We start from the raw sequence: 14,694 nt of genomic DNA, 5'->3' as shown, positions 1-14,694 counted from the left end.
CCTTCACCGGACCCCGGATAGGTCCGGAAGGAGTATCGACGCCTGTCAGGCTGGTCTTGAGCCGGGTGTGAGGCCCGCTCCACTCTTCACCCGTCAGGTGAAGGTCGAGAGGTACGCGTCCCAGACCCGCTCACCGACGACCATGCCGACCACGGCACCCAAGAGCATCCACGGTCCGAAGGGGATCGCCGTCTTGCGGCCCGCGGACCGAGCACCGAGCAGCGCGATCGAGAACACCCCGCCGAGCAAGAATCCCGCGAACCCGCCGACGACCAGGGTGCCCCAGCCGACCGACGCCAGATAGGCGCCGAGGATCGCCGCGAGCTTGACGTCCCCGAGGCCCATCCCGGGCGGGTAGACGATCACCAGCAGCAGGTAGAAGGCGAAGAGCACGGCGGCACCGACGGCTGCGCGCAGCAGAGACGACCAGTCGCCGTTCCCCCACGCGGCCAGCGCGAGGAGGGCGGCGACCACGGGGTACGAGCCGACGACGATCACGTTGGGCAGGCGCTGCGTCTCGATGTCGATGAGAGTGAGTGCGATCGCGATCGCGACGCCGTAGAGGTACGCAGGCAGGGTCCACGCAGGACCGACGGTGAAGGCGACGACGGCGAAGGCCACCGCAGTCCCTGCCTCGACGAGGGGGTACCGGGCCGAGATGGGCTCGCGGCAGTCGCGGCACCGCCGTCCGAGCAGGACCCAGGAGAGCACGGGAACGTTGTCCCGGGAGCGGATCTGCGTGCTGCAGGCCGGGCAGGCGCTCGGCGGCGAGACGACAGACTCGCCCCGCGGGACGCGCCAGACGACCACGTTGAGGAATGACCCCACGGCAAGGCCGAGCACGCCGGCGAGGAGCGCGACGAAGAGGTCCGTGGTCACCCTGTCTTCAGCCTCCCGTCGGTCTGCAGCTCTCCGCTGTACCGCGACGACCACTCAGAGTTGGCCCAGTGCGGGAAGTACGGCGGCGCAGAGAACTTGAGCCGCAGATCATACGTGTAGAGCTTCTCGTAGCCGGTCATGCCCGGCCCGGTCCCAGACCCCACAGCCCCTCGCCAACGCTGCGCAATCGATCCGGTGACCTGCAAGGTGCCCTTCTTGGGGCCGATGTTGTACCTCTGGACGAAGAAGGAGTGCTGGAGCGTCTGGATCGAACCGGCGATCTGGATTCCGCTCGTCGGGACGATCTGGTTGGTCGTCGGGTCGGTGTAGCGCTTCGGCCAGGTCCCGTCGTTGACGTAGCTACCGGTCCCCGCCTCGTCCTCGTTGGCAGGGGTTGCCCAGCTCCACGAGTTGTTGCGGCCGGTCGCGCTGACCGTCACCATCCGCGGGTGCATGACCTCGACGGAGTTGGTGGCGACCAGGCCGAGCATGTCTTCACCGAACCGGCCTCCGGCGAGCACCACGTCGCCCGTCGCGATGACCGACTGCTCCGCAGCGACGGTCAGTCGGCCCTTGAGGACGCCCTCGACGTAGAGGTTCCCCTCGCCGTTCAACCTTGTGGCGTCGGTCATGTTGAGGTCGTACGTGTACGACGCGCCGCTGCGCGGAGTGAGGTTCTGGGCATAGGTGCCCAACGGCAGCTTGCTGCCCGCAGGACCGCCGATCTCACCGCCGTAGAGCTGGCGGCGGTCAGCCGACGGCGAGGATGCGACGTAGACGACCTGCTCGTGCGGGACCGGTACGGTCGCGCCGTTCGCCGAAGCCAGAGCCGAACCGGTACCGCAGCTCGGCACCTTGCCGTCGGGCGTCGGGATCGCGATCTTGGCGCCGGAGAAGTTCGAGTCCTTGCTCCAGACCGTCATGGTCCCGCCAGCGTTGAAGATGATCCTCGTCGCACCGTAGTAGTGGCATCCAGGGTAGGTCGCAAACTCTGCGGACGTGTCCTGCAGGTAGAGGGCGCTCGAGTACACGGGCTGCTTACCAAAACGACCCGTCGATCCGCTGCGCAAGCACCTGTTCCACGTCGAGGTCGTCGCGGTCACGTTGACGCAGCTCGAGTTGGCCGACTCGATGCCCATCTGGAACTGCGCGTTGCTCGAGAGGATCGCGTCGTTGGAGAACACACGTCCGTCAAGCGTGTCGTTCGCGATGAAGGTGATCTCGGAGCACCCCGACCGCGTCTGCCAGAAGTACTTCGCCAGACTGTTGCCACGCTTCCCGCAGCTGTCGTTCGGCGCCCCGTTGGGGTAGCTGATCTTGTTGGCCGGGTCGGCTGACTCGAAGTCCGTGTAGTACACGAAGTCCGTCGAGCCTCCCTTGCCGACAGCAGCCTCGATCGTGCGGTAGACGCCCTTCGACCGGCCGGTCGAGGTGACCATGACGGTCCCGTCGGTGAGGGCCTTGGAGGAATCGACGGAGTAGTGGAAGTGCGGTGCGTCCGCCGCCTGGGTCCCTGGGCTGACGGCCTGCCACCCGGCCGGGGTCGAGGCCGACCAGCCGCAGGAGTTCACCGTGGTCATCGGACCCTTCAACGCGACGTTCGCGCAGTCCACCCGCGCGTAGTACGAGTCGTTCCGGTTGAGCTGGCTGATGTAGTCGTCGATGCCAGCCTGGGCTGCCGACATCGCGCTCGAGTAGTCCTGGTCGTGGCGGGCGAAGCGCTCGCTCTGCATGACGTACGCGAGCCCGGCGAGCACGAGCACCATGAGAGTGACCATGGAGCCCATGACGAGGACCATCGCCATGCCGGAGTCGTCCGCGGCGCGGGGTGTCCTCTTCATCACTCAGTTCCCGTCTTGATGAGCGACTGCGCGTTCGGCAGCAGCACCCGCTGGATGTAGGTGGTCGGCTCTGCCCTGTAGGAGCCCTTGCCCTGGACGGCCACGGTGAGCTCGACGGAGAGCACCTTGCCGAGCTGGTCGGCAGCCAGGGTGCCGTTCGAGGGCAGCGTCATCTTGGCCCCGTCGGCGTCGAAATACGTGAAGACCGGCTTGCTGGTCTGGACCCCCCGAGCGAGGACGCGGGTCTTGATGGTCGCTGCGCATCCCGCTCCCCCCGTGCAGTACGCGTACCCGGAGGCCCCGGGGTTCGGTGAGCTGGGTCGTTGGACGGTCTCGACGAGCTCACCCGCACGAGCCCCTGTCATCACCTCGTAGGTGACCCGGCTCGGCCCGACGGAGTTCTTGGGGTTGTCGAGGTTCGAGTAGAACTGCACCTTCGCGGTGGACCCTTGGACGAACCCCGGGCTGGTGCAGCCGGCACAGGTCGCCGCCAGCTGGCTCGGTGTCACCGCGGCCCGCAGCGTCTTGGTCATGCTGGCGACCGCCACCCGGGCCGCGTCCACCTGGTCCTGGCGGGAGATGTTCTCCTGATTGGTCCGCTGGACACCGATGACCAGGGCTGCGGTCATCGCGGCGACCAGCGCGGTGACGATCATGGTCACCATGAGCTCGACGAGGGTGACCCCTCTGTCGTCGGCGGAACGTGAACGGACCCGCCCCAGCAGCGTCGGCTGCCGCGTCGCCTGCACTAGACCGCGCCCGGCAGGACGGGTCTCGAGATCTGTGGTCACGGCTGCGCTCCAGGTCCGGTCCAGGTGAAGGTCGTGTCGGCGCCGTACGGGACGGCGACGAGGCCTGTGCTCGAGCACGGCTGGTCGGTCGCGGGTCTGCCACCCGCGTCCTGTGCAGCGAAGACGTACCAGTCCCCCGCAGGCAACGTCACGGTCGCAGCCGGGCCGGCACCGATGATGACTGCCGCACCCTCCGGGTCGGCTGGCAGGCACGCGTCGTCGGCCGCGTGAGCGGGGACCGCCCAGAGGGGGCCCTGGTCCGCCGGTGCCTTGGTGATCGTCAGCGTGCTCGGCTTCCAGACGACCTCGGTCGCGCCGCCTGCACTGAGGTTGACGGCCGCTGGTCCGGGCGAGCAGCCGACGAGGTCACTCTGAGCGGCGAAGCTCCACGACCCAGGAACGAGCTCGAACCCGGCCGGGTCGACCGCGATGGCACCTGGCGCAGCGCAGTCGGTGACACCAGGTCGCATCGCGAGGATCGTCGTGCTGGCAGGAGCACCGGTGATTGACCCCTGGGCGAGGATGATCGGGACGTCGAGACGGCCCGTCCCGCCTGGTGTGAGCACCACGGACGGGTAGGAGCTCGGGGCCGTCGTCCCGTAGAACGCGCCGTAGGTCGTCGGCCAGAGGCCGCCGATCGTCGTCCGGACCCCGGTGACGACGTGCGAGGTGAGCCCGCTCGACCCCTGGAACACAGACTGGTAGACGCTGAGCGAGCTGCCGGCGACGTCGGCATCGACCACGTCGCCACCGACCACGGTCAGCTGGAGCGAGGCGGCACGGTCGTAGGCCATGTCGATGGAGGAGTTGAGCTGCCCCTGGGTGACGTTGCCGACGAGACGGGTCGGGGCGGCGTTGCCGGCCATGTCGACGTGCCCTGGGTCGGAGAGGCGCACGGAGTACGACGTCCCCGTGGTGCCGGTCTTCGGGCGCACCTCGACGACGGCGCAGCCCGCATCGTCAGTGGTCCCCGACCGGGACTCCCCGGTCGAGAAGACGGTGACCGTACGACCCGGGTTCGGGCGGCCGGCCGCGTTCGTGACCTTCACGGCGACGTACGACGTGGTGGTGGACAGACCGACGCCCTTGGGTGGAGCCAGGTTCGTCGTGTTGACGACAGGCTTCGTCTGCCCCATCGACGGCCACGTGACCTCGACACGAACATTCATGGTGGGGTACTTCACGAGGGACCCGCCCTCGCAGGCCGAGGCCGCGGAACCTGTGACGTTCCAGGCGACCGAGCGCTTCACGGTGTACGGCTTGCCGTCGACGACGAGGGCTGAGCCAGCAGCACCGAAAGAATGGGGATTGATCACGGTGCCCGCAGTCATGAGGTCCAGCGGACCCTGCTCCGACTTCATGAACTGCTCGCGGACGTAGTCGACCTCGCGGGCCGCCAGGTTCGAGGCAGCGACGCGGGCGCGGTTGTTCACCGTCGACGCCTGCGTCTGCAGCACGATCGCCAGGACCGTGGACGTGAGGATGCCGAAGAGCACGACCGCCACGACGACCTCGATGAGGCTGGTGCCGCGGTCGCGCGGACCGTGCACGTCCGAGCTGGGGAACTTCATGGGGGCCTCTCACGTCAGCCGATGTCGTCGAGTCTTCTCAGCGCGTGTGGGGCGGGGGCTCTTGGCCCACGCCCCACACGGTCAACCGTCGATCGTCTCCGAGGAGAAGATCAGCAGGTGCCTTCCTGCAGGCCACCCGCAGCCGAGTACTTGAAGCCGACCTTCGCCTTGTCGCCCTTCGCGTTTGTGACCGCCACGCACCAGTTCTCGGACGTCGCTCCCGTCGCGGGGACCAGCCCAGTGAAGACAACGTTCGCGCTCGCATTGCCGATCTTGTCCGAACCGATGGTGTACGTCTTCTTGTCCGCCGACTGCGCGACAGTGGGCGCCGTGGTGCTGTCGACGAAGTAGGTGGCGACCTCCTTGCCGATCGTCGACACGTCAGCCTTGGCCGCAGCGTCCTGGGCCTTCTTCTGCTGGTTGAGGAAGAGGGGGATCGCGACGGCGGAGAGGATGCCGATGATGATGATGACGACGAGCAGCTCGATGAGCGTGAAGCCCTTGTCGCTGTTCTTTGCCGCATTGATGCGAGCGAGCATGATGCGCTCCGGTTTCTGTGACGAGGTAAGGGGTAAGTCCCGGTCGCGATCGTTCCCGTCCGGGTTCACTGCTGGTATCGGCACCGGGGCTCTACGCCTTGAGCACAGAATCTGCGTCTTCGCCATTCTTCACCCGCTGACCAGCGCGGAGGCTCAGCAGAGCCCCTCGGAGAAGCCCTCTTCCGCGGAATAACGCAGGCCGTCGGCGCTGGCTCCCCCGAGATCGTTGACAACAGCGACGCACCAGTCGTTGCGCGAGGTGATGGTCGTGCTCGCATGCAGCACGACGTGCTCCGAGCCTGCGGCGATCTTCTGCGTCCCGAACAGATATCCGCGCGACGAGTCCTGGGTCAGTGCGGGCGCTTCTTCGTGGTCGACGAACCAGGTGACGAGCTCTTTGCCGAGCAGCGCGACGTCGGCAGTCGCTGCGGCGTCTTGTGCCTTCTCCCGCTGCGACAGGAAGACCGGGATCGCGATGGCCGCGAGCAGGCCGAGGACGATGATCACCACGAGCAGCTCGACGAGGGTGAATCCACTGTCAGGTCGCACCCGCAGAGCACGGCTCGTCTGCGAGGTGCGGAGACCCTTCATCCGACGAGCTCGAAGATCTTGAAGATCGGCATGTACAGCGCGATGATCATCGATCCGACGATCGCTCCGAGGAAGACGATCATGATGGGCTCGATGAGGCTGGTGAGCTGCTCGGTTGTCGACTCGACCTCCTGGTCGTAGAACTCGGCGATCTTCTCGAGCATCTCGTCGAGCGCGCCGGTGTCTTCACCGACTGCCATCATCTGCACGACCATCGCGGGGAACACGTCGTGCTGCGCGAGCGGTCCGCTAAGCGACTTACCGCTGCGGACGGAGAGCTGGACGTCCTTGATGGCGTCCGCGATGACGACGTTGCCGCTCGTCTCACCGACGATGTCGAGCGCCTGGAGGATCGGGACACCTGCGTGCAGCATGGTGCCGAAGTTGCGCGTGAAGCGCGCGATGGCCACCTTGCGGAACAGCCCCCCGAAGACCGGGATCTTCAGCTTGATCGGGTCGAGCGCGTACCGCACCTTGTCGTCGTTCTTGTGCTTGTTCCACCAGAACGAGCCCGCGACGATCAAGAGCGCGAGCGGGATCGCGGCAATCTTGAGGACCTTGGACAGGAACACGAGGATCTTGGTGGGCGCCGGGAGATCTCCACCGAGGTTGGTGAACATGTTCTCGAAGACGGGCACGATGAACAGCAGCATGCCGGTCACTGCGAGGAGCGCGATGCAGAGCACGACGACCGGGTACGTCATCGCAGACTTGATCTTGGCGCGAAGCTTGACCTCGGACTCGAAGTTCTCGGCGACCGAGACGAGCACCTGGTCCAAGAACCCGCCGACCTCTCCGGCGCGGATCATGTTGAGCATGATCGGCGGGAAGACCTCGACGTGGCGTGCGAGGGCGTCGGACAGCGACGAGCCGGCCTCGATGTCACCGCGGACCGTGCCGAGCACCTTGCTGAGGGTCGGGTTCTCGGTCTGCTCGGTGAGGATCGAGAGCGCACGCAGCAGGCTGAGCCCCGAGTTGATCATGGTCGCCAGCTGGCGCGCCATGATCGCGAGGTCCTTCATCTTGACGGTGCCGCCCTTGCGGCCGAAGGTGATCTCGCGCTGCAGACCCGTGTTCTGGACCTCGGAGATCGACAGCGGGGCCACGCCCATCGTCTTGAGGCGGTTCGCGACGGCGATCTCGGTGCTCGCCTCGATCCGCCCCTTGATGAGCTTCCCCTTGGGGTCGCGCAGCGTGTACTCGTAGGTGCGCTGGCCAGCCATCTCAGAAGCCCCCGATGTTCGTGGCGGCCTGCTGGAGCGCAGCGCCACCCTGGTTCATGCGGGCCTGGCGCCCGGTGAGCTTGTTGAAGTCCTCCATGTGGTGGCACTTCTCGAGGCCGGTGTCGTACGTGATCTGGTTGGTCCGCACGAGGTCGGCAAGGTGCTGGTCCATCGTGTGCATGCCCAGCTGCTGGCCGGCCTGCATGGCCGAGTAGATCTGGTGGGTCTTGCCCTCGCGGATGAGGTTGCGGATCGCCGGCGTGCCGATCATCACCTCGGTCGCGACGATCCGGCCCGGCCGTCCCGTGCGCTTGCAGAGGGTCTGGGACACGACACCCTGCAGGGCACCGGCGAGCTGGGTGCGCACCTGCTGCTGCTGCTCGGGCGGGAAAACGTCGATGATGCGGTCGACCGTCTGGGCGGCATCCTGCGTGTGGAGCGTCGCGAAGACGAGGTGACCCGTCTCCGCCGCCGTGAGGGCCACCGAGATCGTCTCGAGGTCACGCATCTCACCGACGAGGATGATGTCGGGGTCCTGTCGCAGCACGTGCTTGAGCGCGCTCGCGAAGCTGTGCGTGTCGGTCCCGACCTCGCGCTGGTTGACGATCGACTTCTTGTGACGGTGGAGGAACTCGATCGGGTCTTCGACCGTCATGATGTGGTCGGCACGGGTCCGGTTCGCGAGGTCGACGATCGACGCGAGCGTCGTCGACTTGCCCGAGCCTGTGGGACCTGTGACGAGGACGAGCCCGCGGGGCAGGCCTGCGAAGTTCGCGACGACCCCCGGGACCCCGAGCTCTTCGAGCGGCTTGATCTCGTACGGGATGACACGGAAGGCCGCACCGACGGACTCGCGCTGCTTGTAGAAGTTCACGCGGAACCGGGCCAGCCCGCGGACCGAGTACGAGAAGTCGAGCTCGAGCTTCGACTCGAAGGCTTCACGCTGGCGCTGGGTGAGGATGTTGTAGAGCGTGCGCTGCAGGTTGTCCTGACCGATCTCGGCCTCTCCCTCGAGCGGGACCAGCGAGCCCGTGCGACGGATCACCGGAGGCGCGCCGACCGTGAGGTGCAGGTCCGAGGCGTTCGCCTCGACCATCGCCCGGAGCAGGCCGTCGAGGTCGAGGTCACCGGCCTCGGCCTGGCGTGACATCCCCATCCGGGCGCTGCCTGCGGCGGGCTGTGCGGCAGGAGCAGTCCGCGCTGGGGGCCCCGCAGGGCGCTGAGCGGTTGCCGCAGTCTGGACCGGCTGTGAGGTCGGCGCCGATCCGGTCGGGGAGCCGCCTCCGACGTGGCTCGCCGAGACCGGCGGTGAGAGCGGCGCCGAGTGCGGCTGACCCGTCGGAGCGGCCCACTGGTTCGTCTGCTCAGGGGCTACGTCGAGGACCCGGACCGTCGGTGCCGGAGCAGGCTCGTTCCGGGGGCCACCCCACCGAGGGCCTGACGTCTGAGCGGCGAGTCCTTGTGCTTGTGGGGCGGCAGCCTGGACATGTCCAGCTGGGGCGGTCCCGGCCCCGGGAGCCACACCGGACACCACACGCACCGGAGCGGCAGGAGGCTGGGCCAGGTAGGCCGGGGCTGCTGTGGGAGCGGGAGCTGCGATGCCGAAGCCCTCGGCAGTGACCGCTGGCACCGCAGAGCCGAACCCCTGCATGTCTGCAGCAGGTCGCTGTCCGCCGGACGGGGCACCGACAGGAGCGACACCGCCGTCCTGCTCTGGGGTGTGGCCGTAGAGCGAGCGTCGCGTCGGTGCGGCTCCGTCCTGCGGCGCCGTCCGCATCCTCAGCGGCGCAACCTCGGACCCTGCAGCACGGGGAGCCTCCTGGAACGGAACGTCGACGTCACTCACAGATCTACCTCTCACCGGGGCACCGCACCGAATGCGCGACGCCACCTCATCGGCGCTCTGCGCCCCCGACTTAAGCCACGACGCGGAGGATCTCTTCGATCGACGTCTGCCCCGCCACGACCTTCATCCAGCCGTCGTCGCGCAGGCTGCGCATCCCCTGTGCGAGCGCCGTCTTGGCGATGTCAGCCGACGAGGACCCGGCGACAGCGTGCCGCTCGATGTCCTCGGTGACCCGCATGACCTCGTGCAGCGCGAGCCGCCCGCGGTACCCGGTCCCTGAGCACGTGGTGCAGCCACCCGGCCTGTGCAGCACAGGCTTCGTCTCCCCTTCAGCCCAAGGGAACCGCGCAGCAACGAGCTCGACCTCGCTCGGCTCGTACGGCTCCTTGCACTTCCCGCACAGCCGCCGCGCGAGACGCTGCGCGACGATGCAGTCGATCGCCGACCCGACGAGGAACGGCTCGATCCCCATCTCGACGAGGCGCGTGATCGCCGACGGTGCGTCGTTGGTGTGCAGGGTCGAGAGCACGAGGTGCCCGGTGAGCGCGGCCTCGATGGCGATCTGCGCGGTCTCGTGGTCGCGGATCTCACCGAGCAGCACGACGTCGGGGTCGGAGCGCAAGATGGACCGCAGCGCCCCGGCGAAGGTCAGACCGGCCTTGGGGTTGACCTGCACCTGGTTGATGCCGGGCAGGCGGTACTCGACGGGGTCTTCGACGGTGATGACGTTGATCTCTGGCTTGGACACGGCGTTGAGCGTCGCGTAGAGCGTCGTGGACTTGCCCGACCCTGTCGGCCCGGTCACGAGGATCATGCCGTAGGGCTTGTTGTACGCCTCGGAGTAGACCTCGTAGTTCTCGTCGCCGAAGGACAGGTCGCGCAGGTCCAGGCTGGCGGTCGAGTTGTCGAGGATACGCATGACGATCTTCTCGCCCCATACCGTCGGCAGCGTCGCGACGCGGAGGTCGATCTTGCGCCCGTTGTGCGTGACGGACATGCGACCGTCCTGGGGCTTGCGGCGTTCCGCGATGTCGATGTCGGAGAGGATCTTCACCCGGGAGACCACTCCCCCGGTGATGTTCTTCGGTGAGCGCTGCATCTCGTGGAGCACACCGTCGATCCTGTACCGGACCCGGAGGTCGTGCTCGCTCGGCTCGATGTGGATGTCGGAGGCGCGGTCGGTGATGGCCTGCGTGACGATGAGGTTCACGTACCGCACGATCGGCGCGTCGTCGTCGACGGAGTCGCCGATCTTCGTGAGATCGACGTCCTCGGCGCGCATCTCCTCGGAGAAGGCGCTCGTGAGGTTGTCCATCTCGTCGTCCGCACGGACGAACCTGTCGATCGCGCGCGAGAGGTCTTCGTGCGTGGCGACGACGGGCAGCACCTGCATGCCGGTCGAGGAGCGGACGTCGTCGACCGCGAGCACGTTGCCCGGGTCGGCCATGGCGAGCACGATCGCGTCGCCCTCGAAGGCGATCGGCAGCACCGTGTACCGGCGGCAGACCGCTCCGGTGAGCCGGCCGACGGCCGCGCGGTCGACGGGGAAGGTGTCGAGGTCGACGAACTGCATGCCGACCTGCGCGGCCAGCGCCGAGACGAGCTGCCCCTCGGACAGCACACCCAGCTCGACGAGGACACGCCCGAGGCTGGTGCCGCGGACCACCTGCTCGTCGAGGGCTGCCATCAGCTGGGCCTCGCTGACGAGTCCTTCCTCGAGCAGGATCTCTCCGAGCTGCTTCATGACCACTCCTCACCTCGCTGCCGCAGGAGGTCCCGCGGCAGTCTTGACGTGAAAGGTGTCTCGGCACGACGAGGACCGACCTTGAGCAGGAGTAGCGCACGTCACCCTGGCGGTGAGACTCGGGCGAGGGCCGTCAGCCGTCCCTCAGTGCGCGAGGGCAGCCTCGAGCGCGTCGTCCATCGCCTGGACCGGTGCGACGTGCCCGGTCATGAGCCGGACCTGCTCGGCCGCCTGGTGCAGCAGCATGCGCTGCCCGGGGACGGCCGTACCGCCGGCGTCGCGCCAGGCGGCTGAGAGCGCGGTGACGCGCGGGTCGTACGCGACGTCCAGCAGGATGCCGTGGACAGGCTTCCCCAGCGCGAGGATCTCCTCAGCGACGGCGTCTGCACCGTGCGCGGGGAGCGTCGAGACGACGACGTCGGCTCGCACGGCCGCAGCCGCGGCCTCGGCGATCGGGTGGAAGCGTGGCACGAGGCCCATGCGGTGCGCTGCGCGCTGCAGGTCGCCGGTGCGACCGAGCGAGCGGACGTACACGTCTGCTGTCGGGATGCCGAGCTCGGCGAGGGCTGCGAGGGTCGAGGCCGCCGTGGCACCGGCACCGAGGATGACAGCACTCCGCGGACCGGGGTCCTGCGTGCTGCCTGTGCTCGCAGCTGCGCTGGTCGAGGCCACTGGACCGGACCCGGCGACCGGGTGCCCGTCGTCGCCTCCGCGCGGGCCCCTCAGCGCACCGCCCTCACGCAGGGCGACGACGAGCCCGTAGACGTCAGTGTTCGCCCCCACCAGAGTCCGTGCAGCGCCAGCCCCCTGGAAGACGACGGTGTTCACGGCACCCGTGACGACGGCGAGAGGATCGACGTGGTCGAGCATCCCCATGACGGTCTGCTTGAGGGGCATCGTCAGGCTGAGCCCCTTCCACGAGTCGTCGAGACCTGCGAGGAAGGACTCCAGCGTGTCCTCGGTGACGTCGACGGCCTCATAGCTCCAGTCGTCGAGCCCCAACGACTCGTACGCCGCCCGGTGGAGGACAGGCGAGAGCGAGTGCCCGATCGGGTGACCGAGGACAGCGGCGCGAGATCTTACTGGCGGGCGTCCAGCCATGCCTGGTACTCCCTGCGGTTCACGTTGTGCTCGTCGTTCGTCTCAGCGAACTTCGTCTCGCCCGTGTCGGGGTTCACCGTGACGAAATAGAGGTAGTCCGTCTCCGGTGCGTTCAGCACGGCCTCGATCGACGTGCGGCTCGGCGCGGCGATCGCCGTCGGCGGCAGGCCGGTGTTGAGGTACGTGTTGTACGGAGAGTCGATCGCGCGCTGTTCTGCCGTAGTCGTCGCGTCCGCCGAGGTACCCACGAGGTAGTGGATCGTCGAGTCCATCTGCAGGCGCATGCCGTCGGCGATGCGGTTGTTGATGACCCCGGCGACGAGCGCCTGGTCTTCTGCGCTGATGTTGCCCGACTCCTGCTGGACGATCGAGGCCTCGGTGAGCACCTGCTGGCGGTCTGCCGCAGGGACTCCGAGCTCGTCGAGGGTCGCCACGGTCCCGGCGACCATCTCGGCGATCATCTCCGTCGGCGCCGTGTCTTCGCCGAACTGGTACTGCTTGGGCGCGAGCCAGCCCTCGTAGCTGCCGCCGGCCTCGGCCGGCAGACCGGTCGCAGCGACGTCAGCCATCGCCGTCTCGAAGTCGGCCTCGGGGATCCCGGTGACCTCAGAGAGCTTGGTGACCGTCGTGGCGACGCTGTACCCGGGGCGCTGGTCGACGAGGAAGTCCGAGCGGTTCCCGGTGTCGAGCAAGAACTCGACCGCACGCGCAGCGGGCATCTCCTCGCGCAGCGTGTAGGTCCCCGGCTGGATCGACCCCGCAGCAGGGTTGGCGGTGTACGCGGAGACGAAGGCCGGCACCGAGGCCACGACGTTGGCGTCGAGCAGAGCCTGACCGATCGCGGTCCCCGTCGCGCCCTGCGCCACGGTCACCTGGACAGAGCCTGTGCCAGGCCCGGGGAAGTCCTGGGCTGCCTCGTCACGGCTCAGCGGGTTGAGCCCCGAGAAGAAGTCTCCTCCGCGGTCCCAGACGACGTAGCCGATACCACCGAGCACAGCGAGGGAGAGGACCACGGCGACCAGGGCGCGCCGACGGCGCTTCGCGGCACGGCGACGTGCTTCGCGCAGCGCCCGCTTCTGAGCCCTGGAGAGCTGTCGCTCGTCCTCCGGCTGCTCAGAGACGGCGGGTCCTTCGAAGAGATCGTTCACCGGATGGAGCCTCCACTGTCATGACGAATGTCCTGCGCCCCCACAGACAATCTGACAACCTACTGCACCACGCCACAGATTGACATCTGACGTCAACCCGTCGGCGGGCCGCGCCCGCACCCTCAGGATACGTCCTGCGGGCTCCGGCGAGTCAGGACTCAGGCGTTCGCGTCCCGCCACGCCTGCAGCGCCTTGAGGCTGTCCTGGTACTCGGTGTACGTGTCGGAGAACTGCACGACCTTCGCGACGGGGTCGACCACGACGAAGTACCGGGCCGTGGTCTCGGCCGGCGCGACGGCCGCCTGGAGGGCCTCAGGGCTCACGGTCGAGATCGGCGAGGGCGGCAGACCGACGTGCAGGTACGTGTTGTACGGGAGGTCGGTCTCGCGGTCTTCCTGGGTCACCGGGGCGTCGTCGGCGAGGCCGAGCGCGTAGCGGACCGTCGAGTCCCGCTGCAGCACGGTCTCGCTCTCGACACGGTTGGAGAACACCCCGGCGACGGCCGCCTGGTCCTCGGGGAGCACCTGCTCCTCCTCGACCAGGGAACCGAGGGTCAAGACCGCGAGGCGGTCCTCAGGGGCGACACCCGCGGCGTCCAGGGTCGAGACCGTCGAGGCGATCATCGCCCGGATCATCTCGACGGGCGTCGTGCCGAGGGTGAAGTGGTAGGTCCCCGGGGCGATCCAGCCCTCGTAGACCCCTCCGGCCTCGGCGGGCAGACCCGTGCCGGCGACGTCGGCGAAGGCCTCGTCGAGCTGCGCCACGGAGACACCGGTGATGCGGGCGAGCTCGGTCTTGATCTCGGGCACGGTCAGCCCCGCCGTCACCTCGACGGTGAGGTCGGCGAGGTTCTCCGGGTCCAGGAGCGCCGTGATCGCGTCGGCGGCCCGCATCTGCCGGAAGACGTTGTAGGTCCCCGGGGCGATGGTCGTCGCGTCGGGGTTCTGGCCGTAGGCGGCGACGAAGACCTCGACCGAGCTGACGACGCCGGCATCCACCAGCGAGGCACCGAGCACCTCGGGCGTGACGTCTGCGGCGACGGTCACCTGGACAGGTTCCCCACCAGGCCCCGGGAAGTCCTCGACAGGCGCCTGCGTCGTCGCGACCAGCGTCGGCTGCTCGTCGGCAGAGAACATGTCGGCCCCACGGGTCCACATGACGTAGAAGACCGCGCCGACCACGAGGATGCCGACCAGGACAGAGAGGAGCACCCGCTGACGGTGCCGGGCGGCAGCGGCACGCTCGGCTCGTTGGGCGTCGCGTCGAGAGGGCACCGCACCGTCGCCGGTCGCCGTGCCTGGTCCCTCCGTGCCCCGCTCGTCCACGCTGGTCGCTCTCTCTTCTCTCGTGTCGTGCTCGTCGTCGGACAGTCCTCACGGGTGCTGTGCCGTCACTGCGTCGTGCTGCCGTCGTCCTGGCC

12 protein-coding genes are annotated in these 14,694 nt (G+C 68.1%); all 12 read right to left on the bottom strand.

All coding sequences use genetic code 11. The annotated features are described in order from the left end of the window. Positions 1 to 93: 93 nt before the first annotated feature. The 12 genes from ASG53_RS10805 to mltG (ASG53_RS10750) all read right to left on the bottom strand — a co-directional run bounded on the left by ASG53_RS10805 (position 94) and on the right by mltG (ASG53_RS10750) (position 14,485). On the bottom strand, positions 94 to 879 hold the full coding sequence (locus ASG53_RS10805; protein WP_056132613.1) for a prepilin peptidase: 786 nt from the start codon (positions 877 to 879) through the stop codon (positions 94 to 96). Beyond that, positions 876 to 2,720, bottom strand: a complete 1,845-nt coding sequence (locus ASG53_RS10800) for a hypothetical protein (RefSeq protein ID WP_056132610.1) — start codon at positions 2,718 to 2,720, stop codon at positions 876 to 878. Before ASG53_RS10800 ends, ASG53_RS10805 begins: the two co-directional genes overlap by 4 nt. Further along, the gene (locus ASG53_RS10795; protein WP_162246147.1) at positions 2,720 to 3,511 is read right to left on the bottom strand and encodes a PulJ/GspJ family protein; all 792 of its coding nucleotides are present in this window, start codon (positions 3,509 to 3,511) and stop codon (positions 2,720 to 2,722) included. Before ASG53_RS10795 ends, ASG53_RS10800 begins: the two co-directional genes overlap by 1 nt. Beyond that, positions 3,508 to 5,082, bottom strand: a complete 1,575-nt coding sequence (locus tag ASG53_RS10790) for a type IV pilus modification PilV family protein (protein ID WP_200945488.1) — start codon at positions 5,080 to 5,082, stop codon at positions 3,508 to 3,510. The genes ASG53_RS10795 and ASG53_RS10790 overlap by 4 nt, the downstream gene beginning before the upstream one ends. A 110-nt stretch (positions 5,083 to 5,192) precedes the next feature. After that, positions 5,193 to 5,621: a prepilin-type N-terminal cleavage/methylation domain-containing protein gene (locus ASG53_RS20610; RefSeq protein ID WP_056132604.1), complete on the bottom strand. Its 429-nt coding sequence runs from the start codon at positions 5,619 to 5,621 to the stop codon at positions 5,193 to 5,195. A gap of 153 nt (positions 5,622 to 5,774) precedes the next feature. Next, on the bottom strand, positions 5,775 to 6,212 hold the full coding sequence (locus ASG53_RS10780) for a type II secretion system protein (protein ID WP_056132601.1): 438 nt from the start codon (positions 6,210 to 6,212) through the stop codon (positions 5,775 to 5,777). After that, positions 6,209 to 7,435, bottom strand: a complete 1,227-nt coding sequence (locus tag ASG53_RS10775) for a type II secretion system F family protein (RefSeq protein WP_056132598.1) — start codon at positions 7,433 to 7,435, stop codon at positions 6,209 to 6,211. Before ASG53_RS10775 ends, ASG53_RS10780 begins: the two co-directional genes overlap by 4 nt. A 1-nt stretch (position 7,436) precedes the next feature. Further along, positions 7,437 to 8,585: a type IV pilus twitching motility protein PilT gene (locus ASG53_RS10770; RefSeq protein WP_156382753.1), complete on the bottom strand. Its 1,149-nt coding sequence runs from the start codon at positions 8,583 to 8,585 to the stop codon at positions 7,437 to 7,439. Positions 8,586 to 9,351: 766 nt separating this feature from the next. Further along, entirely contained in the window at positions 9,352 to 11,025 is a 1,674-nt protein-coding gene (locus tag ASG53_RS10765) for a GspE/PulE family protein (RefSeq protein WP_056132592.1), read from the bottom strand. 144 nt (positions 11,026 to 11,169) lie between these two features. Continuing rightward, positions 11,170 to 12,126 carry a shikimate dehydrogenase gene (locus ASG53_RS10760; RefSeq protein ID WP_056132589.1) on the bottom strand — a complete coding sequence of 319 codons (957 nt, stop codon included), beginning with the start codon at positions 12,124 to 12,126 and terminating at the stop codon, positions 11,170 to 11,172. Beyond that, on the bottom strand, positions 12,105 to 13,274 hold the full coding sequence (gene mltG / locus ASG53_RS10755; RefSeq protein ID WP_056132586.1) for an endolytic transglycosylase MltG: 1,170 nt from the start codon (positions 13,272 to 13,274) through the stop codon (positions 12,105 to 12,107). The genes ASG53_RS10760 and mltG (ASG53_RS10755) overlap by 22 nt, the downstream gene beginning before the upstream one ends. A 158-nt stretch (positions 13,275 to 13,432) precedes the next feature. Then, a complete protein-coding gene (gene mltG, locus ASG53_RS10750) occupies positions 13,433 to 14,485 on the bottom strand; it encodes an endolytic transglycosylase MltG (protein ID WP_156382752.1) in 1,053 nt (350 codons plus the stop codon). Positions 14,486 to 14,694: the final 209 nt, after the last annotated feature.

This window comes from Sanguibacter sp. Leaf3, from assembly GCF_001425965.1.
Lineage (GTDB): Bacteria > Actinomycetota > Actinomycetes > Actinomycetales > Cellulomonadaceae > Sanguibacter > Sanguibacter inulinus.
Note: the sequence above shows the minus strand (reverse complement) of the source record. Positions and strands in the feature narration are given on the sequence as shown.

Bases quoted from the DNA above. Each gene is read 5' to 3' on its own strand.
- ASG53_RS10780 (WP_056132601.1), bottom strand. From the start codon at position 6,212: ATGAAGGGTCTCCGCACCTCGCAGACGAGCCGTGCTCTGCGGGTGCGA.
- ASG53_RS10800 (WP_056132610.1), bottom strand. From the start codon at position 2,720: ATGAAGAGGACACCCCGCGCCGCGGACGACTCCGGCATGGCGATGGTC.
- ASG53_RS20610 (WP_056132604.1), bottom strand. From the start codon at position 5,621: ATGCTCGCTCGCATCAATGCGGCAAAGAACAGCGACAAGGGCTTCACG.
- ASG53_RS10760 (WP_056132589.1), bottom strand. From the start codon at position 12,126: ATGGCTGGACGCCCGCCAGTAAGATCTCGCGCCGCTGTCCTCGGTCAC.
- ASG53_RS10790 (WP_200945488.1), bottom strand. From the start codon at position 5,082: ATGAAGTTCCCCAGCTCGGACGTGCACGGTCCGCGCGACCGCGGCACC.
- ASG53_RS10765 (WP_056132592.1), bottom strand. From the start codon at position 11,025: ATGAAGCAGCTCGGAGAGATCCTGCTCGAGGAAGGACTCGTCAGCGAG.
- ASG53_RS10770 (WP_156382753.1), bottom strand. From the start codon at position 8,585: ATGTCACGCCAGGCCGAGGCCGGTGACCTCGACCTCGACGGCCTGCTC.
- ASG53_RS10775 (WP_056132598.1), bottom strand. From the start codon at position 7,435: ATGGCTGGCCAGCGCACCTACGAGTACACGCTGCGCGACCCCAAGGGG.